This window comes from Achromobacter xylosoxidans A8 (genome assembly GCF_000165835.1).
GTDB lineage: Bacteria > Pseudomonadota > Gammaproteobacteria > Burkholderiales > Burkholderiaceae_B > Achromobacter > Achromobacter xylosoxidans_B.
This window is the reverse complement of the sequence record NC_014640.1, coordinates 6,951,216-6,974,728: the sequence shown is the minus strand read 5'-3', so window position 1 is coordinate 6,974,728 and position 23,513 is coordinate 6,951,216. Positions and strand designations below refer to the sequence as shown.

The window sequence follows — 23,513 nt, the reverse complement described above, 5'->3', positions numbered from 1 at the left end:
CCGCAACCATGTCCGCCGTCACGCTCTTTTCCCAGACCAAAACGCAAGCCTCCAGTACGCCGCGCATCGACGCGCGCGACAGCTTGCGCACGCGTCTGGAAGAGGCCGCGCTGAATGCCACGGCGGTGGGCGCGCAGCTGCTCTATGATGGCTGGCTGGTGCGCTTTGCGCATTCGCCTGTCAAGCGCGTGCGCAGCATCAATGTGCTGGGGTTATCCACACGTCCGCTGGACGAGCGGCTGGCGTATTGTTCATCGTTGTATGCGCGCCATGGCTTGCCCATGGTGCTGCGCATCACCTCCATCGGTCCCGATTTTTCCCTCGACGCCGAACTGGAGTCCCGCGGTTATACCTTTACCGACGAGACCCGAGTCATGTGCACGCCGCTCGCTCCCAGGGCCCAGGTCCGGGGCGATCTGCATTTCGATTTTGTCGATGCCGGACGCTTCGCGGCGGCGGTCGGGGCGATGCGCAATTCGGAATCCGGACACATCGCTGAACATCGCACGCGTCTGCAAGGACTGCCTGTGGATATCTCGCCGGTGCTGGCAACGAACGCGGTGGGGCAGTGCGTAGCCGCGGGCCTGGCTGTCCGCGATGGCGATCTGCTCGGCCTGTTCGACATCGTTACCGACCCGGGGCAGCGACGTAAAGGCTACGCCGCGGCCCTGATTGAACACCTGTTGGCAACAGGCGCCGCCAGCGGCGCCACGACGGCCTATTTGCAGGTCGAGCCGGAGAATACAGCCGCGCGCGCTTTGTATGGCCGCTACGGTTTTAAAGACTGTTACGCGTATTGGTACCGCCTGCCCGCCGAGCAGGCGGACGCCTGAGCCTGGCTCGGGATACAAAAACAGAAGGAAAGAGGATTTAATTATGGCCACCAAGAAACCCAAGGGATTGGGCCGCGGACTGGACGCCTTGCTCGGCGCCGACGCGCCTGCCATCGAGAACATCGGCAAGGCTGCCGCCGCCGCCAAGCCCGAGGGTCCGCCGTCCACCTTGCCCGTCTCGAAGATGCGCGCCGGCAAGTATCAGCCGCGCACGCGCATGGACGAGGGTGCGTTGGGCGAATTGGCCGAATCGATCCGCACACAAGGCATCATGCAACCCATTCTTGTGCGCGCATTGGGCGAAGCCGCGCCCGGCCACTATGAAATCATCGCCGGCGAACGCCGGTTCCGCGCGGCCCAGCTCGCCGGCCTGAAGGAAGTACCGGTGCTGGTGCGCGAAGTGGCCGACGAGAACGCGGCCGTCATGGCGCTGATCGAAAACATTCAGCGCGAAGACCTGAATCCCCTGGAAGAAGCGCAGGGTGTGCGCCGGCTGCTGGACGAATTCGGCCTGACGCACGAACAGGCCGCGCAAGCGATCGGCCGCTCGCGCTCGGCCACCAGCAACCTGCTGCGCCTCTTGAACCTGGCCGCGGCCGTGCAGACCATGCTGTTGGCGGGCGATGTGGACATGGGCCATGCGCGCGCACTGCTCGCCGTGGATGCCGCCACGCAGATCCAGCTGGCCAACCAGATCATTGCCCGCCGCCTGTCGGTGCGCGAAGCCGAAAAGCTGGTCGCCAAGACCGCCAAGGAAGCCGAGTCGTCCAACGCACCCAGGAAGAAGGCCAATGGCGCCTCGCGCGACCTGACGCGGCTGGAAGAAGCCCTGTCCGACCATTTGGGCACGCGCGTCGCGCTGAAAGTGGGCGCCAAGGAAAAGGGTCAGATCGTCATCGACTTTCACGGCTGGGAACACCTGAATTCCCTGCTCGAGCGCCAGGGCCTGTCCGGAGTGGTGGATGCCTGAGCGCGCGCTGCCCGTCATTGCGGTACTGGCGACGGGCGGTACGATCGCCGGCGCCCAGGCCGACGCGACTTCGGCGGGCTACAAGGCGGGTTCGTTTTCTGTTAACGACTTGCTGGCCGCCGTGCCGCAGCTGGCTGGCATCGCCGAGATCCGCGCCGAGCAGGTCGCCAACGTCGGCAGCCAGAACATGACGCACGCCGTGTGGCGCGCGCTGGCCGAGCGCGTGGACGCATTGTGCCGCGATGCCTCGGTGGCGGGTATTGTCATCACGCATGGCACGGATACGCTTGAGGAAACGGCGTACTTCCTGAGCCTGGTCATACGCCACGACAAGCCCGTGGTGCTGGTGGGTGCCATGCGTCCCGCCACCGCGCTGGGCGCCGAAGGTCCGGCCAATCTATACAACGCGGTGGCGCTGGCGCGCCATCCCGAGGCGCGTGGCCGCGGGCCGCTCGTCGTCATGAACGAAGACATGCACTACGCCCGCGAAATCCAGAAGATCGCCAGCGCCGGCCTGTGCGCGTTCGCCTCGCCCAATCGCGGCCGCGCGGGTGTCATGCATGGCGGCGCGCCGTTCTTCTATTCGCGCAACACCACCACGCATACCGTGGAAAGCGAGTTTTCACTCGCATTGCTTGAAAAAGCCGGCTGGCCCCGCGTGGATGTCGTCTACGCTCACGCCAACCTGCAGGCAGACCTGATCGATTTTCTCGCTGATGCCGCAGACGGCATCGTGCTCGCTGGTGTGGGCGACGGCAATGCCACCGACCTGGCCATCGAAGGCCTGAGCCGCGCCGCGGCCAGCGGCGTGGCGGTGGTGCGCTCCAGCCGCACGGGCAGCGGCTTTGTCGCGCGCGATGTCGAACTCGATGACGCCCGCCTGGGATTCGTTGCCGCGCGCGATCTGAATCCCCAGAAGGCCCGCATCCTGCTGATGCTGGGCCTTTCGATCACGCGCGATCCGGCGGCCCTGCAGGATCTGTTCGACCGCTATTGATGCGCGGCGGCTGGACCGCCGCATTCTCCTGCTGCGCCAGTCCCAGGCTGGTCCTGAGCATGTCGTAGACCTGCCGCGTCAGCGGATTGATCAGGTCCGGCCTTATCCACAGGAAGTACGTTACGTCGGGCAGGGGCGGCAGCCCTTCCTTTTCGCCCAATACGCGCATCTCCGGCCCCAGTAGTTCCACGCTGCGGGCCGTGACACCCAGTCCGGCGCGCAAGGCGGCCTTTATCCCCACCAGAGTCGGCGCCACATAGTTGGTGTGCCAGCGCACGCGCGCCTGCTCCAGGGCCGTGAGCGCCAGCCGACGGAAGATGCTGGGCTCGTCGGCCAGCACCAACGGCACTGGCGCATGCATGTCGTGCACGTAGTCGGCCGACGCCAGCCACACCGTGGGCGAGGTGCGCAGCGCCACGCCCTCGAAGTCCTGGTCGAAGCGCGTGGATATCGTCAGGTCGAGCTCGCCGGCGCGCAGGGCATCCATCAGGAAGGGGCTGCGGTCGGTGCGGATTTCCAATTTCACGCGCGGCGCGGCACGCGCGATGTGCGTCAGCAAGGTGGGCAGGATGGAATCCGCCACGTCCAGCGGCGCGCCCAGCCGCAGATCGCCTTCCAGCGGCCCGTCTTGCAAGGCGCGCAGCGCCTCGTCGTTGATGGCCAGCATGTGGCGGGCGTACTCCACCAGGCGGCGTCCGTGCGAGGACAGCACTTTGTTGCGGCCCTGTTTCTCGAACAGAGGCTGGCCGATGAGTGACTCCAGCCGCTGCATCTGCTGCGTCACGGCCGATTGCGTCTTATGCAGCCGATTGGCGGCTTCCGAGAAGGTCTCGTGCCGGGCGATGGCGGTCAGGGTGCGGAGCAGGTCCAGATCCAGGTTGCGCATGGTGGTCTAGAAAGTATTAGCGATGCTAATGGAATCTTAAGGCAATTTAAATTGTTCCACGGGAGGAGGACGGATACAGTCAATTCCATAACTCATGAAAATAGGGAAAATCGAAAGTGAGCACCGCACATCCTCATCAGGCCGGCATCACCAGCGCCATCGGAAATATTAAAAAAACTGTAGGAAATAAGGGGCTGAACCGCGACAGCCTCCAGACCGTGCTGGATGAACTGGTCGGCCTGGCCAGCCATACCGACTGGTGGGCCGCCGACCGCTATCCCGCGCCGGAAGACGGTGAGCGCCAGGCCCGCTACCTGATCGCCGAAGACGCCGACAAGAGCTATGCGCTCTATCTGAACGTCATGCGCCCCGGCAAGCAGATCGTCCCGCACAACCACACCACCTGGGCCTGTATCGCGGCCGTGGAAGGCGTGGAATACAACTACGTCTACGACCGCAGCGACGACGGTTCCGTGCCCGGCGTGGGCCGCCTGGAAAAGTCCGGCACCGTGGTGGTCGGTCCTGGCGCGGGCATCGCACTGATGCCGGACGATATCCACGCCGTGGAGATCCAGGGCGACAGCGTCATCCGCCATCTGCACATGTACGGCCGCGCGCTGGAAACGCTGACCGAACGCCTGGCGTTCGATCTGGAAGCCGGCACCTGCAAAGTCATGCCTATCGGCGTGCAAACCCGCCGCTGACATGGACAAGCCCTATCGGTCCGCCACGCGCCTGCTGCGCGCCGGTCGCCCACATCATGGCTGGGTCAATACGCCGGTCACGCGCGCCAGCACCTACGTCTTCGACAGCGTGCAGGCTTGGCGCGATACGCGCAGCCGCCGCGACCAGGAACGCCTGCCGTCCTATGGCGCGCGCGGCACCGATAGCACGCACGCGCTGGAAGACGCCTTGGTGGAACTGGAAGAGGGCTATCGCGCCAAGCTGTATCCCACCGGGCAGGCCGCCATCGCCACCGTGCTGCTGGCCTATCTGCGCGCGGGCGACCACGTGCTGATCACGGATGCGGTGTATGAACCGGTGCGCCGCTTCTGCGCGGAACATCTATCGCGCATGGGGATTGCGTACACGTACTACCGGCCGGACGGCGCGGGCATCGAGGCGCTCATCCGTCCTGAAACCCGCATGATCTATGCGGAGTCGCCGGGCTCGCTGACCTACGAGATGCCGGATCTGCCGGCACTGGCCGCGCTGGCCCGCGCGCATGATTGCTGGTTGGCTGTGGATAACACCTGGGCCTCCGGTTTGGTGCACAAACCGCTCACGCTGGGCGCCGACATTTCGATCCTCGCGGCCACCAAGTACCTGGGCGGGCATGCCGACGTGATGATGGGCGCGGTGATCTCCAATGCGCGCGCCTGGAGTCCGCTGGAACGCGCCACCGTGGATCTGGGCCAGACCGTCGGCGCCGACGACGCCTATCTGGTGCTGCGCGGCATGCGCACCTTGCCCGTGCGCATGGCGCAGCACGCCCGCAGCGCCCTGCGCGTGGCCGATTATCTGTTGGGCCGTCCGGAAGTGGCGCGTGTCCTTTGCCCGGCCTTGCCCGGCGATCCTTCCCATGCGTTGTGGCAGCGCGATTGCAGCGGCACGAATGGCCTCTTGACGGTGGAATTTTCCGGCGCGGCCGGCATGGACGACGTCGAGCGACTTATCAACAGCTTGCAGCTGTTCGGCATAGGCGCATCGTGGGGCGGTTTCGAAAGCCTGGTGATCCCCGTCAATCTGCCCGCCGCGCGATCCCTGCCGGACTCCACGCCACGCGGCGTCATGCTGCGCCTGCATGTGGGCCTGGAAGACCCCGATGACCTCATCGCCGATCTTGAGCAAGCGCTATCCCAACTCTTTCCGTCCTCTCTGAACACCATGATGCACCCCACCCAAGCCCATCCCGCCGTCGACGTCGATCCGCACACGCTCAAGCAATGGCTGCATGACGGCGCGGAGATCGCGCTGCTGGACGTGCGCGAGCACGGCCAGTATGGCGAGGGGCATCTGTTCTATGCCGCGCCTGTGCCCTATAGCCGGCTGGAAGTGGATATCGTGCGCCTGGCGCCGCGGCGCGATGTGCGGATTGCCGTTTACGACGAGGGCGGCGCCGACGACACGGCGGCGCGCGCCGCGCAGGCTTTGGCCGCGCTGGGATATCGCAACGTGCGCCGCCTGGCTGGCGGCATCGCGCAATGGCAGCGCGACGGCTACGCCGTGTTCGCCGGCGTGAACGTGCCCAGCAAAACCTTCGGCGAACTGGCCGAAGAAGTTTTCCACACCCCCCGCATCGGCGCGCGTGATCTGGCCGAGCGCCAGCGCCGCGGCGACGACCTCATCGTGCTGGACGGCCGGCCTTACGCCGAGTATCAGAAGATGAGCATCCCCGGCGGCATTTGCTGTCCCAACGGCGAACTGGCGCTGCGCGCTCACGCGCTGGCGAGCAATCCACAGACGACCATCGTTGTGAACTGCGCCGGCCGCACGCGCAGCATCATCGGGGCGCAGACGCTGATCAACCTGGGCGTGCCGAATCCGGTTTACGCGCTGGAGAACGGCACCCAGGGCTGGTACCTGGAAGACCTGCAGCTGGAACACGGCGCGCGCCGCCGCTACGACGACGGCATCGCGCCGCAGGACCTGCCCGCGCTGGCACAGCGTTCCTTGCGATTGGCCGAAAGCCATGGCGTGCCCATGGTGAGCGCCGAAGAGGTACAGGGGTGGTTGCGCGACAAGACCCGCAGCACCTTCCTGTGCGATGTGCGCGGCGCCGAAGAGTACGCGCAAGGTTCCTTGCCAGGCGCGCAGCATACGCCTGGCGGCCAGCTGATCCAGGCCACGGACCAGTACCTGGCCGTGCGGGGCGCGCGCATCGTGGTGTTCGACGCCGAGGGCGTGCGCGCGCCGGTGGTCGCCAGCTGGCTGAGGCAGATGGGCTGGGACGCCAGCGTGCTGCGCGAAGGCGTGCACGCGAGCCTGGACAACCCTGTGGAAAAAGCGCTGGTGCCGCAATTGCCCCTGATGACAGATGCGCAGCTTGCCGCTGCGCTCGCGCAAGGTGCGCAACTGGTCGACCTGCGCCCCAGCATGCGCTATCGCGCCGACCATATCGCCGGCGCGCGCTGGTCCATCCGTCCGCGCCTGGCCAGCCTGCGCTTGGACGCCGCGCGTCCCGTGGTGCTGCTGGCCGAGGATGCGGCCCTGGCTGCGTGGGCCGCGCAGGACCTGCGGGCGCAGGGCGTGAGCGACATCCAGGGCAACACCGGCGATCCCGCCAGCTGGCGCGCGCAGGGCATCGCATTGGCGTCCGCGGCGGCCGAGCCCGCCGACGCCGACTGCATCGACTATCTGTTTTTCGTGCATGACCGCCACGACGGCAACAAGGCCGCCGCGCGCCAGTACCTGGCCTGGGAGACCAACCTGGTCAAGCAGATCGATGAACGCGAACTGGCGGGCTACCGCTTTCCGGCGCGCTGATACCGGAACCGCCGTGCCGGCCTGATCCGGTCCCGCGGCACAGCAGACGCATCAATCCGAAAAGTACGCCCCGGCCTTCTTGGCCGGGGTGCGGACGGTTCATGCCGAACCGGAATGCAAAGGACGGCCGAGTATCCGGCTGCCAATCACAAGGGGAATTCCAGATGAAGCACCATGCATCGCACGTACGCAAGGCCGCCGCCGCGGCCCTGGCCGGTCTGCTGTGGGGGACTGTTGTCCACGCCCAGGCGCCCGCGCCCCTGCCGGACTATCCCAAGCAGGCCATCACGGTCGTGTCGCCATTTCCGCCGGGCGGCGGCAATGACGGCGTCGCGCGTCTGCTCGCGCAGGAACTGGGCGCCATCACGGGCCAGAGCGTGGTGGTGGAAAACCGTTCGGGCGCGGGCGGCAATGTCGGCACGGCGCAGGTGGCGCGCGCCAAGCCCGACGGCTACACCCTGGTGATGTCGCAGACCAGCGTGATGGCGGTCAATCCGCGTTTGTATAAGAACGTGGGCTTTGATCCGGTGAAGGACTTCATGCCCATCTCGCAGATCACCTCCGCGCCGCTGGTGCTGGTGGCCCGCAGCGAAAGCCCGTACCGGACCCTGAACGACTATCTGGAAGCCGCGCGCAAGCAGCCCGGCGTGGTGACCTACGCGACCCCTGGCAACGGCACCATGAGCCATCTGATGGGGGCGCTGCTGTCGCAGAAGGCCGGCGTGAAACTGGTGCACGTGCCGTACCGGGGCGCGGCGCCCGCCATCACCGACCTGATGGGCGGCACGGTGGATATGTTGATAACTTCGCCCGCGTCGGCCGAACCCATGGTCGCCGCTGGCAAGCTGCGCATCCTGGCGCTCAGCCATGAGAACAGCATCGGCATTTTCAAGGGGGCGCCCACGCTCAAGCAGGCGGGCATGGAGGGCATTACCGCCGATGACTGGTATGGACTGTTCGCGCCCGCCGGCACGCCGCCCGAGCGCATTGCCTACCTGGCGCAAGCCGTGGCGCAGGCAATGAAATCGCCCGCCGTGATCGCCAAGATCAATAGCGGCGGCAGCTGGGCGGTGGGCAGTCAGCCTGCCGCGTTCAAGACGCGGCTGCAGGAGGACACCGTGTATTGGGCCGACATGGTGAAGACTGCCGGCGTGTCGCTGGACTGACGCGGGGGGCTAGCGCTACACCGCCACGACCTTGCCGACCGCGGACTTCAAGGCGGCGTAGGCGGGCGACTTCTGCGCGCTGGTGTTGGTGACCAGATGGTCGATGCGGTCCGCGCTGCAATAGGACACGCGGCTGCACAGGCCGATCTTGCTGAAATCGGCCAGCAGCACCAACTGCTTGGCGTTGGCCGCCATGGCGCGCGCCACCTCGGCCTCGCGCAGGTCGTAGTTGGTGGCGCCGAACTCGGCGTCCACGCCCACCGGCGACAGCAACGCCAGGTCGGCGCGATAGCGATGGATCTCGGCGATCGTGATGTCGCCGGCCGTGGCGCATACCGGGCCGCCCACGGATCCGCCCAGCATGATCAACTGGTTGGCGCCGTTGCCGGCCGTGCCCACTTTCAAGGCCACGTCGAACGAATTGGTGATGACGGTCAGGCCCGACAGTTTGGCCAGTTCGTCGGCCAGCACGCTGGTGGTGCTGCCGGCGTCCAGGAACAGGGTCTGGCCGCTGGATACCAGGCCTGCCGCCGCGCGCGCGATGGCGCGCTTGTATTTGACGCGCGTATGCACGCGTTCCGCGATGGGCGGTTCGCTGTGCACCGGCACGGCGCCGCCGTGCACCCGGCGCAATTCCCCCATCGCCTCGAGTTCGAGCAGGTCACGCCTGACCGTTTCCCGCGAGACCCCCAGTTCGCCGACGATACGGTCGGTCGATACCTGCTGCAATGAAGACAGCAGGGCGCGGATTCTCTGATACCGCTCTTCTTGCCACATTTCCGATGCTTCCTAATCTATGTCCGGCGCCGTGCGGCCGCGGCGATCAGCGCGCGCAATGCCAGCAGGGACCCTCCCACGACCAGCATGATAAGGGTTGAATAGGCCGCGGCCTGCGAGACGAAGCCGGCTTCGTCCAGGCGCAGGACAGAAACCGGCGCCACGCTGACGGAAGGCGTGACCAGGAAGATCACCGCCGACAGGGTCACCATGGACCGCATGAACAGAAAGAAGAACACGCCCAGCACGGTCGGACCGATCAGCGGCAGCACCGCATCGCGTAACACTCGCAGCGTGCTGCCGCCCAGGCAGCTGACCGCTTCCTCCAGGGCTTGCGGCACCGCGCGCATGCCGGTCATCATCGTCAGGAAGCCTTGTGTGTGGTAGTGGTAGAAGTTGCACAAGGCGATCAGCGCGGCGCTGCCGTACAGCGCATACAGGGGCGTGCCGGGGGCGTTGAAGGCGAAGATATACGACAAGCCTAGCACCAGGCCCGGAACGCCTACCGGCAGTACCGACACCAGGTACACCAGCTTGGCCCATGCGCGTGGAATCCGGCATACGCCGAAGCTCAGGAAGAACAGCAGCAGCACGCCGCCGCCTGCCGCCGCCAGTGAGAGGTACAGCGACGTCCAGAGCGGCGTGTAGCCGCCGCTGACGGTGATGTCGTAGTGCTTCAACGTCCATTCCATGCGGTACGGCCACAGGCGCATGAAACTGGCGAAGATCACCGTGGCCACCGTCAGGATGATCGTGCCACAGGCAAGCAGTATGCCGGCGGTAAACGCCGCGTCGCGTGCGCGGGCCGGTTGCGGCGTGACCCGCAGGCCGCTGGGCGAGGCTGAGCCGAACTGGCGCTGCGAGGCGACGCGCTCTATTTGCACCGATATCAGCGAGGGCAGCAGCAGCAGGATGCCCACCACGGAGCCCATGCCGAAGTTCATCTGCCCCGATACCTGGCTGTAGATCTCGGTGGCCAGCACCCGGTAGTTGCCGCCGATCACGGCGGCGTTGCCGAAATCGGTAATGGTGATGACGAACACCACGAAGGCCGCGCTCAGCAGGCCGAATTTGCAGTTGGGCAGGGTGATGTCGAAGAACTGGCGCGTGCTTGAGGCGCCCATGACTTCGGCCGCGTCGTAGTAGCGCGCGTCCATGTTGCGCAAGGCCGCCTGCAGGATCAGCACGGCCTGGGGCAGGGCGTAGAACACGTTGGAGATCAACAGGCCCCAGAAGCCGTAGATGTCGATTTCCCAGCCGGTCCAGCGGTGCACCAGTCCATTGCGTCCCAGCAGGAAGATGAGCCCCAGGCCCTGCACCAGCGACGGCGCCAGCAGCGGCAACACCAGCGCCAGCCGCACGGCGGCCTTGCCGCGCATGCAGCTGCGGTCCAAGCCATAAGCGATGGCGAAGCCCAGCGTGACGCTGACCACCGTGGTGGCGGCGCTCATGACCAGGCTATTCAGCGTGGCCGTGAGCACGCCGCGAGTGGCGAAGACCTCGGCATAGTTGCCCAGGCCGACCGAGCCGTCTTTCTCGACCAGGCTGCGCCAGGCCACGGTCGCCAGCGGATAGAGGAAGAATAGCGCCAGGCCCGCCAGGGGGATCCCGACGCAGGTCCACAACAGTACGCGGTCTGCCGACCAGGGCGCGCGGCCGGCAGGCGCCGCGATGGCCGTGCTGGCGTGAGCGGCGCTCAAGCGGAGGCTCCGGTTTGCGCGATGTGATGCGTCATACGCTGACCCAGGCGCATTGACCCGGCTCCATGTCCAGGCGCACGGGCGCGCCGCGCGACAGGCCGGCGGCGCCATGCTGTTCCACCAGAAGTTCGCGCCCCTGCCAGGCGACCCGCAAGCGGGTGAGATTGCCCATGAAGGTCATGTCCTGCACACGACCCGGGCCTTGCTCATCCGCGGCGATGCGCAGGCTTTCCGGCCGCAGGCAGGCCTCGTAGCGTTCGCTGGCGCCCTCGGGCCGCGTGGACAGCAGCTGGGGCATGGCTTCGCGCACCCAGTCGGTGGGCAGCAGATTGCTCAGCCCCACGAAGTTCGCCACGAAGCGCGTGCGCGGCCGCAGATACAGATCGGAAGGCGAGCCCACCTGTTCGATGCGGCCATCGTTCATGCAGACGATCTTGTCGGCCAGCGTCAGCGCCTCCTCCTGATCGTGCGTCACCATCACGGTGGGGATCTTCAGGCGTCGCTGCACCTCGTGGATTTCGGCGCGCATGTCGGTGCGCACGCGCGCATCCAGCGCGGAGAGCGGCTCGTCCAGCAGGATCAGCGCCGGATCCACCGCCAGCGCGCGCGCCAGCGCCACGCGCTGCTGCTGGCCTCCCGACAGCTGGTGCGGGTAGCGTTCGGCATAGTCGGGCAGTTTGATCAGCGCTAGCAGCTCTTTGACACGCATGGCGGTGCGTTCGCGCGGCTCGCCGCGGATGCGCAGGCCGTAGCCCACGTTTTCCGCCACGGTCATGTTGGGGAACAGGGAATACGACTGGAACACGATGCCGAAGCCGCGCTTGCGCGCGGGCAGCGCGCTCAGGTCGCGTCCGCCCAGCGTGATGGTGCCGCGGTCGAATGGCAGCAGGCCCGCCACGATGCGCAGCAAAGTGGTTTTGCCACAGCCGCTGGGGCCGAGCAGGCAGACGAATTCATGCTCGCCCACGGACAGGTCGATGTCTTGCAGCGCTACCGACGCATCGAACGTCTTGCGTATCCCGCGCAATTCCAGATACATGGCGTCTCCAGGACAGGCGGCGGCCGGCTTGCCACCGGCCGCCGGCCCATCAACGCTTGATGGTTTCCTGCCAGGTCTTGATGGTGGCGTCCCGTTCCGCGGCTGACTTGGGGAAGTCCACGGGATACAGCACGGCGGTCAGGTCCTTGGGCAGGCCCGCGGCCTCGGCGGCCTTGTTGGGCGTGGCGCCGGGGATGGTCACCAGTTCCTTGTACTTGCTGTACAGGCCGCCCGCTTGTGCCGACAGCGTCCAGTCGAGGAAGCGCTTGGCGTCGGCGGGATTCTTGGCCGTCTTCATCAGGCCCGAGGCTTCCAGCTCGTAGCCCACCCATTTGGACGGAATCACCATCTTGATGGGAAAGCCTTCCTCGATGGACTGCATGGCGGGGAAGGCGAAGGACACGCCGATGGCGTACTCGCCGGCACGCGCCATTTTGCAGGGACGCGAGCCGGACGGCGTGTATTGCGCCACGTTCTTGTCCAGGTCCTTGAGCAGCGCCCAACCCTTTTCCTTGCCCATGCCCTGCAGCAGCGCGACGATCTGCAGATAGCCGGTGCCGGAGGCCGCGGGGCTGGGGATAACGATTTCGCCCTTGTAGACCGGCTTGGTCAGGTCTTCCCAGGACGTGGGCATGGGCAGGTTCTTGGACTTGAGCCTGTCCGTGTTGACACAGAATGCGGCGACATAGCCGGTGGCCGCGAACCACTTCTGGTCGGCGCCCTTGTACTGGGCGGGCAGGGCGTCCATGCCCTTGGCCGCGTACGGCTCGAGCAGGTTCTGCAGGCGCGGGTCCAGCATGTTGCTGACGGCGAAGCCCCAGATCACGTCCTGCTGTGGGTTGGAGGCCTCGGCGATCAGGCGGGCGCCCAGGTCGCCGGTGGACAGCCGCAGCACATTGACCTTTACATCGGGCATGGCGGCGTTGGCGGCCTTCAGGTAGGCCGCGATCTCGTCTTCTTCGAGGGCGGTGTAGACGGTGATGGCGCCGGCATGGGCCTGCGTCCAACCTAGGGAAATTACTGCAACCACAAGGCCAAGCTTCTTCATACATTGCATGATGGGACTCCGGTTGGAATACACGGCAACGGTGGCGAGCTACGTAGGCGGGCAGTCTTCTGCAACCCATCCGGCAGGTTGCAGTTTTATGTATGTTTGCAAATTTGTGGCAACGTGTCTAGACTGGAAAAACCTGTATTCAAGGGTTTTTTTGGCGTAGGCGCATCCTCCCGCGCCACGCCTGGAGCTCATCGATGCAAACTTCACCGCCGTTATCCGCGCAGCAGCTGGCCGCGTACTCCTCGTTCGCCCAGACGCTGGCGGACCGTGTGCGCCCCTTGTCGCGCAAATGGTTCCGGCACCCGCTGGACGTCGACACCAAGGCCGACGCAAGCCCCGTCACGCAGGCGGACAGGGAGGTCGAGGCCACCTTGCGCGAGGCCATTGCCCAGCACTACCCCGACCACGGCATCTTCGGCGAAGAGTTCGGCGCCTCGCATGCCGAAGCCGAGTTCGTGTGGTCGCTCGATCCCATCGACGGCACGCGCGCCTTCATTTCCGGCAACCCGCTGTGGGGCACCTTGCTGGCGCTGCTGCACCGGGGCAAGTCCGTGCTGGGCGTGATCGACATCCCCATGCTGGACGAACGCTGGATCGGCGCGGCCGGTGCAGCCGCGCAGCTGAACGGCGTTGCCTGCCGCACCAGCGCCTGTGCCGAGCTGCGGCAGGCCATTTTGTACGCCACCTCTCCCGACATCTTTGTCGGCGCGGAACTGGCCGCTTTCGAGGCGCTGACGCAGGCCGCGCGCATGCGCCGCTACGGCGGCGATTGCTATAGCTACGGCCTGCTGGCCAGCGGGCACGTCGACCTGGTGGTCGAGTCCGGCCTGCAGCCGTATGACTATCTGGCGCTGATGCCCGTGATCGAAGGGGCTGGCGGCGTCATTACCGATTGGTCGGGGCAGCCGCTCAGCCTCGAATCGCAGGGCCGCGTCGTCGCGGCCGCCACGCCGCAACTGCATCGCCAGGCGATGCGGGTGCTGGGGGCGGCCATGACCTGAACGCCGCGTCGCCCGCCCGCAGTTCAACGCAACGCTTCAGCCACAAGGTGAAAGAGCATGCATGCACTAGGGGTAGCAACGGTGGAAGACGCAGAGCGGCTGGTGCAAGCCAGCCAGCTCTCGCACATCAAGGTAGGCTTGTCCGACGTCGACGGCGTCATGCTGGGAAAATACTTGCGGCGCGACAAATTCCTGGGCGCGCTGCGTTCGGGGCTGGCGTTCTGCGACGTGGTGTTCGGCTGGGATCTGGACGACCAGCTCTACGACAACACCAAGTACACCGGGTGGCACACGGCCTATCCCGATGCCAAGCTCAGGATCATCCCGCAAAGCGGCCGCCGGCTGCCGCTGGAACAGGGGCCGGGCGGCGAAGACATGCTGCTGTTCCTGGCGGAATTCGAGGGCGACGCCGGCGCCATCTGTCCGCGGCGGCTGCTGCACCGCACCCTGGACCGCGCCGCGGGCATGGGCTACGACGTCTACGCCGCGCTCGAGTACGAATTCTTCATGTTCCGCGAGACGCCGCACTCCGTGCGCGCCAAGAACTATCGCAACATGGAGAACTGGACCCCAGGAAATTTCGGCTACTCAGTGCTGCGCAGCACCGTCGAAGGCGACTTCTACCGCAAGCTGCTGGACATGTGCGAACGCATGGACATGCCTATCGAGGGGCTGCACACCGAGACGGGACCCGGCGTGCTGGAAGCGGCCCTGGCGGTGGACCTGGCAGCTGCCGCGGGCGACAAGGCCTTTCTGTTCAAGACCTTCACCAAGGCGCTGGCGCAGCAGAACGGGCTGATGGCGACCTTCATGGCAAAGTGGTCGCACGATCATCCGGGCCAAAGCGGCCACATCCATCTGTCGCTGCGCGACCACAAAACCAACCGCTCTGTCTTCTACGACGAATCGCGGCCGCATGGCATGAGCGCAACGCAAGCCTCCTTCATGGCTGGCGTGCAGCGCTATCTGCCGGAGTTCATGGCCCTGTACGCGCAAACCATCAACAGCTATTCGCGCCTGGTGCCCGGATATTGGGCGCCGCTGGACGCCACCTGGGGCATGGAGAACCGCACCACCGCGTTGCGGCTGATTCCGGGCAGCGACAAGTCGCAGCGCGTCGAGGTGCGCATCGGATCGGCCGACGCCAATCCCTATCTGGCCTTGTCCGCCGCCCTGGCTTCGGGGCTATATGGCATCGAACAAGGGTTGACGCCCGAACCCATGGTGCAAGGCAATGCCTACACGCAGCAGTTTCCAGCGCATCTGCGCCTGCCCACCACCTTGTGGGAAGCCGCGCAGCGGCTGCGCGAATCCGAAGCCGCGCGCCATCTGTTCGGCGACGCCTTCGTCGAGCACTATGCGGCCACGCGCGAATGGGAAGAACGGCAGTTCCGGCGCCACGTGACCGACTGGGAACTGGCGCGCTACTTCGAAATCATCTGAATCCAAACCAAACCGCTTGCGCAGGGCAGATATGACTCAGGAACTCATTACCATCAGTCCCATCGACGGGCGCGAGGTTGTGCGCCGTCCCTATGCCAGCGTGGCGCAGATCGCGCAGGCGCTTGCCGACGCCCAAGCCGCGCAAGCCGCGTGGCAGGCGCTGGGCGTGGAGGGGCGGGGACGCATCGTGTCGGCGGCAGTCGATCGCTTCGTCGCCGCGAAGGAAGAGGTCGCGCGCGCCATTACCATCCAGATGGGGCGGCCGTTGCGCTACACGCCGGGCGAGGTGGCGGGCTTCGAGGCGCGCGCGCGCCACATGATCGCGATCGCTGGCGAGGCGCTGGCGCCGATCCAGGTTCCGGAACAAACCGGCTTCACTCGCTTCATCAGCCGCGAACCGATAGGCGTAGCGTTGACGATAGCGCCATGGAACTACCCTCTGTTGACGGCGGTGAACAGCATCGTGCCCGCGCTGATGGCGGGCAACACCGTCATCCTCAAGCATTCCGACCAGACGCCCTTGTGCGCCGAACTTATCGACCGAGCGTTCCGCGAGGCCGGGGCGCCCAAGGGCGTTTTTCAGTATTTGCATGCCAACCACGACATCGTGCACCGGCTGATCCGCGCGCCGGAGATCGGCTACGTCTCGTTCACCGGCTCCGTGCGCGGCGGGCATGCCGTGGAAGAGCGCGCGGCGGGGCGTTTCATAGGCGTAGGCCTGGAACTCGGCGGCAATGATCCGGCCTATGTGCGGGCAGACGCGAAGATCGATCACGCGGTCGAAACCCTGGTGGACGGCGCGTTCTTCAATTCGGGCCAGTCCTGCTGCGGCATCCAGCGCATCTACGTGGCGCGTGCGCGGTACGACGAATTCGTCGAGCGCGCCGCCGAACTGACGCGCAGCTATGTCCTGGGGAATCCGCTGCACGCCGATACCACGTTGGGTCCCGTAGTGCGTGCGAAGGCCGCCGCCGAGATACGCGGAATAATCGATGAAGCGGTGTCGGCCGGCGCCAGAAATATGATTGATAGCTCGCATTTCAAGGAAGCGAGCATAGGCTCGCCTTATGTTGCGCCAGCGTTGCTGACACAGGTCGATCACCGCATGCGCATCATGAACGACGAATGCTTTGGGCCTGCGGTCGGAATCATGCCGGTGGACAGTGATGAGGAAGCCATCGGCCTGATGAACGACAGTCCTTATGGGCTGACGGCGGCGGTCTTCACTCAGGATCAGGAGGCCGCGTTGCATATCGGCGGACAGGTTCGCACCGGAACGTTCTTCATGAACCGCTGCGACTATCTGGATCCCGCGCTGGCGTGGACCGGCGTGAAGAACTCCGGCCGCGGCGTGTCCTTGTCTGCGGTCGGCTACGAACAACTGACGCAAGCCAAATCCTTTCATCTGCGCAGCGTCTGACAGGACGCCATCAGGAAACCAGCCATGACTCTGCCCTGCGTAAATTGGAACTATCCCACCGCCATCAAGGCCGGCCCCGGCCGCATCAGGGAACTGCCGGAACTGTGCCGCGGGCTTGGCATGACGCGTCCGTTGTTGGTGACGGATCCCGGGCTGGCCGCCTTGCCCATGGTCGCGGACGTGCTGCGCGCATGCGGTGACGCGGGCCTGGAGTGCGGCCTGTTCCACGAAATAAAAGGCAACCCCACGGGCCGCAACGTCGACGATGGCGTGCGCGCATACAAACAAGGCAGCCACGATGGCGTGATTGCATTCGGCGGAGGTTCCGCGCTGGACGCTGCCAAGGCAATCGCACTGATGGCGGGACAGACGCGGCCCTTGTGGGACTTCGAGGACATCGGCGATAACTACCTGCGGGTCGATGTGGCAGGCATGGCGCCAGTGGTGGCGGTGCCGACCACCGCGGGCACGGGTTCGGAGGTAGGGCGCGCGTCCGTCATCACCGACGAGGCCGCCGAGGTCAAGCGCATCATTTTCCATGCGCGCATGCTGCCCTCCGTCGTGATCCTGGACCCGGAACTGACAGTCGGCTTGCCGCCGAAGATCACGGCGGCAACCGGCATGGACGCGCTGTCGCACAATCTGGAGGCCTACTGTTCGCCATTCTTCCATCCCATGGCGGCTGGCATCGCGATCGAAGGCATGCGTCTGGTGAAGGAATATCTGCCGCAGGCGGTGGCCGATGGCGGGGACCTGCAGGCGCGGCTGCAAATGCTGGTGGCTTCCAGCATGGGCGCGACGGCTTTCCAGCGCGGGCTGGGCGCCATGCATGCGCTGGCGCATCCGCTGGGCGCGTTGTACGACGCGCATCACGGCACGCTCAACGCAATCCTCATGCCCTATGTGCTGAAAGCCAACCAGCATGCGGTGGCGCCGCGCCTGGAAGCGTTGGCGCGTTACCTGGGCCTGCCCGATCCTGGCCCGGGAGCGGTGCTGGATTGGGTGCTGAGCCTGCGCGAGACGCTCGGCATTCCCCACACCCTGGCGGAAATTGGCATCGACGATGCCCAGGCGGAGCGGGTCGGGCGCATGGCGGCCGAGGATCCCTCGGCCGGCGGCAACCCCGTCAACTACACGCCAGAGCAGTATTCCGATCTTTTCCGTGCAGCAATTCGCGGAAACCTGTAAGCTTCGCCCCCTCTGCGCGGAAACGCAGCGGGGGTTGAAGAAGGATTTTGAATATTTCGTCCGAAGCGTTTGACAGCGGATTTGAAAGTGTTCATAATCTCGAATTCTCCGCTGGAGGAGTGCCCGAGTGGTTAAAGGGGGCAGACTGTAAATCTGTTGGCCTTGCGCCTACGTTGGTTCGAATCCAACCTCCTCCACCAGAGACCCATACCCAAATCCAGGCGCGGTTGGCCTGGATTTAAAATGTAAGGCCCGGAAAGCCGAACGACCTTCGCAAAGAAGGCTGCAACGTTTTCCAGGGCTTTGGATTGAAAAGGTTTGGGAAAGAGAAGGTGAAAGGGTATGCCGCGGGTGTAGCTCAATGGTAGAGCAGAAGCCTTCCAAGCTTACGACGAGGGTTCGATTCCCTTCACCCGCTCCAAGATTTTTAAATGCCCATGTGGCTCAGTGGTAGAGCACTCCCTTGGTAAGGGAGAGGTCGCGCGTTCGATCCGCGCCATGGGCACCACAAATTTCGAAGTTCTTTTCTTCAGTCTGAAGCGCAATCCAGGTCAGGAGTCAGCATGGCAAAAGGCAAGTTTGAACGTACCAAGCCGCACGTGAACGTGGGTACGATTGGTCACGTTGACCACGGCAAAACGACGTTGACGGCCGCTATCACGACCGTTCTGTCGAACAAGTTCGGTGGCGAAGCCAAGGGCTACGACCAGATCGATGCGACTCCTGAAGAAAAGGCTCGCGGCATCACGATCAACACGGCACACGTCGAGTACGAAACGGAAGCGCGTCACTACGCGCACGTTGACTGCCCGGGCCACGCTGACTACGTGAAGAACATGATCACGGGCGCGGCGCAAATGGACGGCGCGATCCTGGTGGTGTCGGCCGCTGACGGCCCGATGCCGCAGACCCGCGAACACATCCTGCTGTCGCGCCAGGTTGGCGTGCCGTACATCATCGTCTTCCTGAACAAGGCTGACATGGTTGACGACGCCGAGCTGCTCGAGCTGGTGGAAATGGAAGTTCGCGAACTGCTGTCGAAGTACGACTTCCCGGGCGACGACACGCCGATCGTGAAGGGTTCGGCCAAGCTGGCGCTGGAAGGCGACAAGGGCGAACTGGGCGAGCAAGCCATCATGGCTCTGGCCGCAGCACTGGATTCGTACATCCCGACGCCCGAGCGCGCCGTGGACGGCACGTTCCTGATGCCGGTTGAAGACGTGTTCTCGATCTCGGGTCGCGGCACCGTGGTGACCGGCCGTATCGAGCGCGGCATCGTCAAGGTCGGCGAAGAAATCGAAATCGTCGGTATCGTTCCGACGGTCAAGACGACTTGCACCGGCGTGGAAATGTTCCGCAAGCTGCTGGACCAAGGTCAAGCGGGCGACAACGTGGGCATCCTGCTGCGCGGCACCAAGCGTGAAGACGTCCAGCGCGGCCAAGTGCTGGCCAAGCCGGGCTCGATCACCCCGCACACGGACTTCACGTCCGAGGTGTACATCCTGTCCAAGGAAGAAGGCGGCCGTCACACTCCGTTCTTCCAGGGCTATCGTCCCCAGTTCTACTTCCGCACGACGGACGTGACGGGCACGATCGAACTGCCGGCCGACAAGGAAATGGTTCTGCCGGGCGACAACGTGGCCATGACGGTCAAGCTGTTGGCTCCGATCGCCATGGAAGAAGGCCTGCGTTTCGCCATCCGTGAAGGCGGTCGTACCGTCGGCGCCGGCGTCGTCGCCAAGATCCTGAAGTAAGCAATACCCGGATGGGTAGAGCGGACGAAAAGTCCCTCTACCCATTTTTGCCGTAAAAGTGTTATGATGTTTGGCTCCGCGATCATTTGCGTCGGATAGCTCAAGGCTATCTTGAGCGACGGGTCCGGAAAGTCAGTGAATGTAGTGCAAGCCAGTAGTGTTTTAGGGGCATAGCTCAATTGGCAGAGCGTCGGTCTCCAAAACCGAAGGTTGTAGGTTCGATTCCTACTGCCCCTGCCACCGCCAGGATAAACCCGCGGGAGATCATCGCGAGTTACGCATTCACGGCGGCTCGCGTCGCAATATGTCTAATACCAGCGTAGAAACCGTAACCAGTACCGCCGACCGGGTCAAGCTCGGGCTGGCGGTTCTTGTCGTTATTGCTGGCATCGTCGGGTTCTCCGTGCTGAGCGCGCAACCGATGCCTGCTCGTGTCGGCGTTTTCGTCGGCGGTCTCGTGATCGCAGCCGTGATCGCCTGGTTCAGCGAACCCGGCCGCCGCACCCTGAGCTTCGCCAGCGAGTCCTACAACGAAGTCAAGCGTGTCTCGTGGCCCACGCGCAAGGAAACGACCCAGATGACGGGTATCGTTTTCGCGTTTGTGGCGGTCATGGGCCTTTTCATGTGGGTGCTCGACAAGGGCATCGAATGGATTCTCTACGGCCTGCTGTTGGGCTGGAAATAAGGACGGCGAATGAGTAAGCGTTGGTATGTCGTCCATGTGTACTCCGGCATGGAAAAAAGCGTACACAAGGCCCTGAACGAGCGCATCGAGCGCGCGGGCCTGCAAACGTCGTTTGGCCGCATTCTTGTGCCCTCCGAGGAAGTCGTCGAGGTCAAGGGTGGCCAGAAGTCGATCACCGAGCGCCGCATTTTCCCCGGTTATGTCCTGGTTGAAATGGACCTGACCGACGAAACGTGGCACCTGGTCAAGAACACCAACCGCGTCACCGGCTTTTTGGGTGGCTCGGGCAACCGTCCGACCCCGATTTCCGAAAAGGAAGTCGAGAAGATCCTCTCCCAGATGGAAGAGGGTGTCGAGAAACCCCGCCCCAAGATCCTGTTCGAAGTGGGCGAGATGGTTCGGGTCAAGGAAGGTCCGTTTGCGGACTTCAACGGCAACGTCGAAGAAGTCAACTACGAAAAGAGCAAGGTGCGTGTGTCCGTCACCATTTTTGGTCGCGCCACGCCCGTCGAACTCGATTTCAGTCAGGTCGAAAAGACCTAATTTCAACCCCCGGGGAGCTCCCAGGCCTCAGTGCCCAGGAGCGATATAACCCGCAAGGAGCAAAGCATGGCGAAGAAGATCGTCGGCTTTATCAAGCTGCAAGTGCCGGCTGGTAAGGCTAACCCCTCCCCCCCGATTGGCCCGGCCCTGGGTCAGCGTGGCCTGAACATCATGGAATTCTGCAAGGCGTTCAACGCCAAGACCCAAGGCATGGAGCCTGGTCTGCCGATTCCCGTGGTGATCACCGCCTTCGCGGACAAGAGCTTCACCTTCATCATGAAGACCCCGCCCGCGACGGTCCTCATCAAGAAGGCCGCCGGCGTGCAAAAGGGTTCGTCCAAGCCGCATACCGACAAGGTCGGCACGCTGACCCGCGCTCAAGCTGAAGAGATCGCCAAGGCCAAGGGCCCCGATCTGACCGCCGCTGATCTGGACGCCGCCGTGCGTACGATCGCTGGCAGCGCCCGCAGCATGGGCATCACGGTTGAGGGGATCTAATCATGGCAAAACTGTCCAAGCGCGCCGCCGCCATTGCGCAGAAGATCGACCGTACCAAGATGTACCCGGTCGCTGAAGCCCTGACCCTGGTCAAGGAAACCGCCGTCGCCAAGTTCAATGAATCCATTGACGTGGCCGTGCAGCTCGGCATCGACCCGAAGAAGTCGGACCAACTGGTCCGCGGCTCGGTCGTTCTGCCCGCCGGCACCGGCAAGTCGGTCCGCGTCGCCGTGTTCGCCCAAGGCGACAAGGCTGAAGCCGCCAAGGCCGCTGGCGCCGACATCGTCGGCCTGGACGACCTGGCTGACCAGATCAAGGCCGGTCAAATGGACTTCGACGTGGTCATCGCCTCGCCCGACACGATGCGTGTCGTGGGCGCCCTGGGTCAGATCCTGGGCCCCCGTGGCCTGATGCCGAACCCGAAGGTCGGCACCGTGACCCCGGACGTCGCCACCGCTGTCAAGAACGCCAAGGCCGGTCAGGTTCAGTACCGTACCGACAAGGCTGGCATCATCCACGCAACGATCGGCCGCGCGTCGTTCGGCGTGGAACAGCTGCAAACCAACCTGGCCGCTCTGGTCGACGCCCTGCAAAAGGCTCGTCCCGCAGCTGCCAAGGGCATTTACCTGCGCAAGCTGGCCGTTTCGTCCACGATGGGCGGCGGTGCGCGCGTGGAAATTGCCTCGCTGTCGGCCAACTAAGCCGATAGCAGTAAACGTACTTTGGGCTGCATCCGGATTCCTCCGGATGTTGCTGTCAAAGACCGCTGGAGCAGGGTGGTTCAAGCAGTACCGGGCCACTCCGCTTAATCCCGAAGCCCGCAAGGTTCGGATCCAGCGTAGACGGCGTCCCCAGGAAGATTTCTTTACACGAAGAACTCGACCAGGCGCCGCATTCGGTTGACGCGCAAGGCTCAGGCCCCAGGCGTCTTTTGATGGAGTGTTCAAACCGTGAGTCTCAATCGTCAAGAGAAAGCGGTGGTAATCGAGGAAGTCTCGGCGGAAGTCGCCAAGGCCCAATCGATTGTTATCGCTGAGTACCGTGGTCTGGACGTCGCCTCTGTCACCGTACTGCGCAAAACTGCGCGTGAATCGGGCGTGTATCTGCGTGTTCTGAAGAACTCGCTGGCCCGTCGTGCTGTTGCCGGCACGGCTTTCGAGCCGTTGGCTGAGCAACTGACCGGTCCGCTGATCTATGGCATCAGCGCTGATCCGGTTTCGGCGGCCAAGGTCCTCGCAGGTTTCGCGAAAAGCAACGACAAGCTGGTCATCAAGGCGGGCGCTCTGCCCAACAGCCTGCTGAACCAAGACGGCGTGAAGGCCCTGGCCACCATGCCCTCGCGCGAAGAGTTGCTGTCGAAACTGCTGGGCACCATGCAAGCCCCCATCGCGCAATTCGTGCGTACGCTCAACGAAGTTCCGACCAAGTTCGCCCGTGGCCTCGCGGCTGTGCGCGACCAGAAGGCAGCGGCCTAATCGCCCTGCTGTCCGGAATTCGCTGAACGACCGAGCGACACCCAAACCCTGGCATTACCAAATTATTTGGAGTTCTGAAAAATGGCACTTAACAAAGCTGAAATCCTTGACGCCATCGCTGGCATGACCGTGCTCGAGCTGTCCGAGCTGATCAAGGAAATGGAAGAGAAGTTCGGCGTGTCGGCTGCTGCCGCCGCTGTCGCTGTCGCTGCTCCCGCCGCTGGTGGCGCTGCCGCCGCTGCTGAAGAGCAAACCGAGTTCACCGTCGTTCTGACCGAAGCTGGCGCCAACAAGGTTAGCGTCATCAAGGCCGTGCGCGAGCTGACCGGTCTGGGTCTGAAGGAAGCCAAGGACCTGGTCGACGGCGCTCCGAAGCCCGTCAAGGAAGCTGTGGCCAAGGCTGACGCCGAAGCCGCCAAGAAGAAGCTGGAAGAAGCTGGCGCCAAGGTCGAAGTCAAGTAAGACCTGCGTCAACTTGCCCGGGGACAGCGCAGTTTGCAGTCCCCGGGCTTTTGCGTTTCCAGGAAACCCCTACTGGGGTCATGCCTTTACAGAGGGGTTTCCTGGAGTCGTATCACCTGGGGCCGTGGTTGAC

At 64.4% G+C, this 23,513-nt stretch carries 22 protein-coding genes, 4 tRNA genes and 1 pseudogene; 22 read left to right on the top strand and 5 right to left on the bottom strand.

Features of this window, described 5'->3' with window-relative positions; all coding sequences use genetic code 11:
* Positions 1–8: 8 nt before the first annotated feature.
* From AXYL_RS32150 to AXYL_RS32140, 3 genes are read left to right on the top strand one after another with little or no spacing between them, the layout of a single operon-like run.
* Positions 9–833 (top strand): GNAT family N-acetyltransferase, encoded by an 825-nt coding sequence (locus tag AXYL_RS32150; RefSeq protein ID WP_013397049.1) that lies wholly within the window; start codon positions 9–11, stop codon positions 831–833.
* A 43-nt stretch (positions 834–876) separates the two neighbouring features.
* Positions 877–1,803: a ParB/RepB/Spo0J family partition protein gene (locus tag AXYL_RS32145; RefSeq protein ID WP_013397048.1), complete on the top strand. Its 927-nt coding sequence runs from the start codon at positions 877–879 to the stop codon at positions 1,801–1,803.
* A complete protein-coding gene (locus AXYL_RS32140; RefSeq protein WP_013397047.1) occupies positions 1,796–2,800 on the top strand; it encodes an asparaginase in 1,005 nt (334 codons plus the stop codon). Before AXYL_RS32145 ends, AXYL_RS32140 begins: the two co-directional genes overlap by 8 nt.
* Here AXYL_RS32140 and AXYL_RS32135 read toward each other — a convergent pair.
* Positions 2,754–3,686: a LysR substrate-binding domain-containing protein gene (locus tag AXYL_RS32135; protein ID WP_013397046.1), complete on the bottom strand. Its 933-nt coding sequence runs from the start codon at positions 3,684–3,686 to the stop codon at positions 2,754–2,756. The genes AXYL_RS32140 and AXYL_RS32135 overlap by 47 nt on opposite strands.
* A 116-nt stretch (positions 3,687–3,802) precedes the next feature.
* Between AXYL_RS32135 and AXYL_RS32130 the strand changes: the two genes are divergently transcribed.
* From AXYL_RS32130 to AXYL_RS32115, 4 genes and pseudogenes are all read left to right on the top strand, one after another.
* Positions 3,803–4,390 (top strand): hypothetical protein, encoded by a 588-nt coding sequence (locus AXYL_RS32130; RefSeq protein ID WP_013397045.1) that lies wholly within the window; start codon positions 3,803–3,805, stop codon positions 4,388–4,390.
* 1 nt (position 4,391) lies between these two features.
* Positions 4,392–5,486 (top strand): annotated as a pseudogene (metC, locus tag AXYL_RS32125) (cystathionine beta-lyase); the annotation flags it as partial.
* An 87-nt stretch (positions 5,487–5,573) separates the two neighbouring features.
* Entirely contained in the window at positions 5,574–7,172 is a 1,599-nt protein-coding gene (locus AXYL_RS32120; protein ID WP_049797971.1) for a rhodanese-like domain-containing protein, read from the top strand.
* A 164-nt stretch (positions 7,173–7,336) separates the two neighbouring features.
* A complete protein-coding gene (locus AXYL_RS32115) occupies positions 7,337–8,338 on the top strand; it encodes a Bug family tripartite tricarboxylate transporter substrate binding protein (RefSeq protein WP_013397043.1) in 1,002 nt (333 codons plus the stop codon).
* A gap of 15 nt (positions 8,339–8,353) precedes the next feature.
* On the opposite strand, the gene AXYL_RS32110 is transcribed toward AXYL_RS32115, so the two are convergent.
* From AXYL_RS32110 to AXYL_RS32095, 4 genes are read right to left on the bottom strand one after another with little or no spacing between them, the layout of a single operon-like run.
* On the bottom strand, positions 8,354–9,115 hold the full coding sequence (locus AXYL_RS32110) for a DeoR/GlpR family DNA-binding transcription regulator (RefSeq protein WP_013397042.1): 762 nt from the start codon (positions 9,113–9,115) through the stop codon (positions 8,354–8,356).
* A 17-nt stretch (positions 9,116–9,132) separates the two neighbouring features.
* Complete coding sequence (locus AXYL_RS32105; RefSeq protein WP_013397041.1) at positions 9,133–10,815, bottom strand: ABC transporter permease subunit; 1,683 nt, start codon at positions 10,813–10,815, stop codon at positions 9,133–9,135.
* Positions 10,816–10,846: 31 nt separating this feature from the next.
* The gene (locus AXYL_RS32100) at positions 10,847–11,854 is read right to left on the bottom strand and encodes an ABC transporter ATP-binding protein (protein WP_013397040.1); all 1,008 of its coding nucleotides are present in this window, start codon (positions 11,852–11,854) and stop codon (positions 10,847–10,849) included.
* 49 nt (positions 11,855–11,903) lie between these two features.
* Complete coding sequence (locus tag AXYL_RS32095; RefSeq protein WP_013397039.1) at positions 11,904–12,911, bottom strand: ABC transporter substrate-binding protein; 1,008 nt, start codon at positions 12,909–12,911, stop codon at positions 11,904–11,906.
* A 194-nt stretch (positions 12,912–13,105) separates the two neighbouring features.
* Between AXYL_RS32095 and hisN the strand changes: the two genes are divergently transcribed.
* The 15 genes from hisN (at position 13,106) to rplL (ending at position 23,380) form a co-directional block, all read left to right on the top strand.
* On the top strand, positions 13,106–13,912 hold the full coding sequence (gene hisN, locus AXYL_RS32090; protein WP_013397038.1) for a histidinol-phosphatase: 807 nt from the start codon (positions 13,106–13,108) through the stop codon (positions 13,910–13,912).
* Positions 13,913–13,969: 57 nt separating this feature from the next.
* Positions 13,970–15,355 (top strand): glutamine synthetase family protein, encoded by a 1,386-nt coding sequence (locus AXYL_RS32085; protein ID WP_013397037.1) that lies wholly within the window; start codon positions 13,970–13,972, stop codon positions 15,353–15,355.
* Between the two features lie 31 nt (positions 15,356–15,386).
* Positions 15,387–16,775 (top strand): aldehyde dehydrogenase family protein, encoded by a 1,389-nt coding sequence (locus AXYL_RS32080; protein WP_013397036.1) that lies wholly within the window; start codon positions 15,387–15,389, stop codon positions 16,773–16,775.
* A gap of 24 nt (positions 16,776–16,799) precedes the next feature.
* Positions 16,800–17,963 carry an iron-containing alcohol dehydrogenase gene (locus AXYL_RS32075; protein WP_013397035.1) on the top strand — a complete coding sequence of 388 codons (1,164 nt, stop codon included), beginning with the start codon at positions 16,800–16,802 and terminating at the stop codon, positions 17,961–17,963.
* 113 nt (positions 17,964–18,076) lie between these two features.
* A tRNA-Tyr gene (locus tag AXYL_RS32070) sits at positions 18,077–18,163 on the top strand.
* Positions 18,164–18,310: 147 nt separating this feature from the next.
* Positions 18,311–18,384, top strand: a tRNA-Gly gene (locus tag AXYL_RS32065).
* 12 nt (positions 18,385–18,396) lie between these two features.
* A tRNA-Thr gene (locus AXYL_RS32060) sits at positions 18,397–18,471 on the top strand.
* Positions 18,472–18,526: 55 nt separating this feature from the next.
* The gene (gene tuf, locus AXYL_RS32055; RefSeq protein ID WP_013397021.1) at positions 18,527–19,717 is read left to right on the top strand and encodes an elongation factor Tu; all 1,191 of its coding nucleotides are present in this window, start codon (positions 18,527–18,529) and stop codon (positions 19,715–19,717) included.
* A 164-nt stretch (positions 19,718–19,881) separates the two neighbouring features.
* Positions 19,882–19,957, top strand: a tRNA-Trp gene (locus tag AXYL_RS32050).
* Between the two features lie 64 nt (positions 19,958–20,021).
* Positions 20,022–20,402, top strand: a complete 381-nt coding sequence (gene secE, locus AXYL_RS32045; RefSeq protein ID WP_013397034.1) for a preprotein translocase subunit SecE — start codon at positions 20,022–20,024, stop codon at positions 20,400–20,402.
* Between the two features lie 9 nt (positions 20,403–20,411).
* Positions 20,412–20,945, top strand: a complete 534-nt coding sequence (gene nusG / locus AXYL_RS32040) for a transcription termination/antitermination protein NusG (protein WP_006389586.1) — start codon at positions 20,412–20,414, stop codon at positions 20,943–20,945.
* A gap of 66 nt (positions 20,946–21,011) precedes the next feature.
* Entirely contained in the window at positions 21,012–21,443 is a 432-nt protein-coding gene (rplK, locus tag AXYL_RS32035) for a 50S ribosomal protein L11 (protein WP_006389587.1), read from the top strand.
* Positions 21,444–21,445: 2 nt separating this feature from the next.
* Positions 21,446–22,144, top strand: a complete 699-nt coding sequence (rplA, locus tag AXYL_RS32030; protein WP_013397033.1) for a 50S ribosomal protein L1 — start codon at positions 21,446–21,448, stop codon at positions 22,142–22,144.
* 249 nt (positions 22,145–22,393) lie between these two features.
* Entirely contained in the window at positions 22,394–22,918 is a 525-nt protein-coding gene (gene rplJ, locus AXYL_RS32025) for a 50S ribosomal protein L10 (protein ID WP_013397032.1), read from the top strand.
* Positions 22,919–22,999: 81 nt separating this feature from the next.
* Entirely contained in the window at positions 23,000–23,380 is a 381-nt protein-coding gene (rplL, locus tag AXYL_RS32020) for a 50S ribosomal protein L7/L12 (protein WP_013397031.1), read from the top strand.
* Positions 23,381–23,513 lie beyond the last annotated feature (133 nt).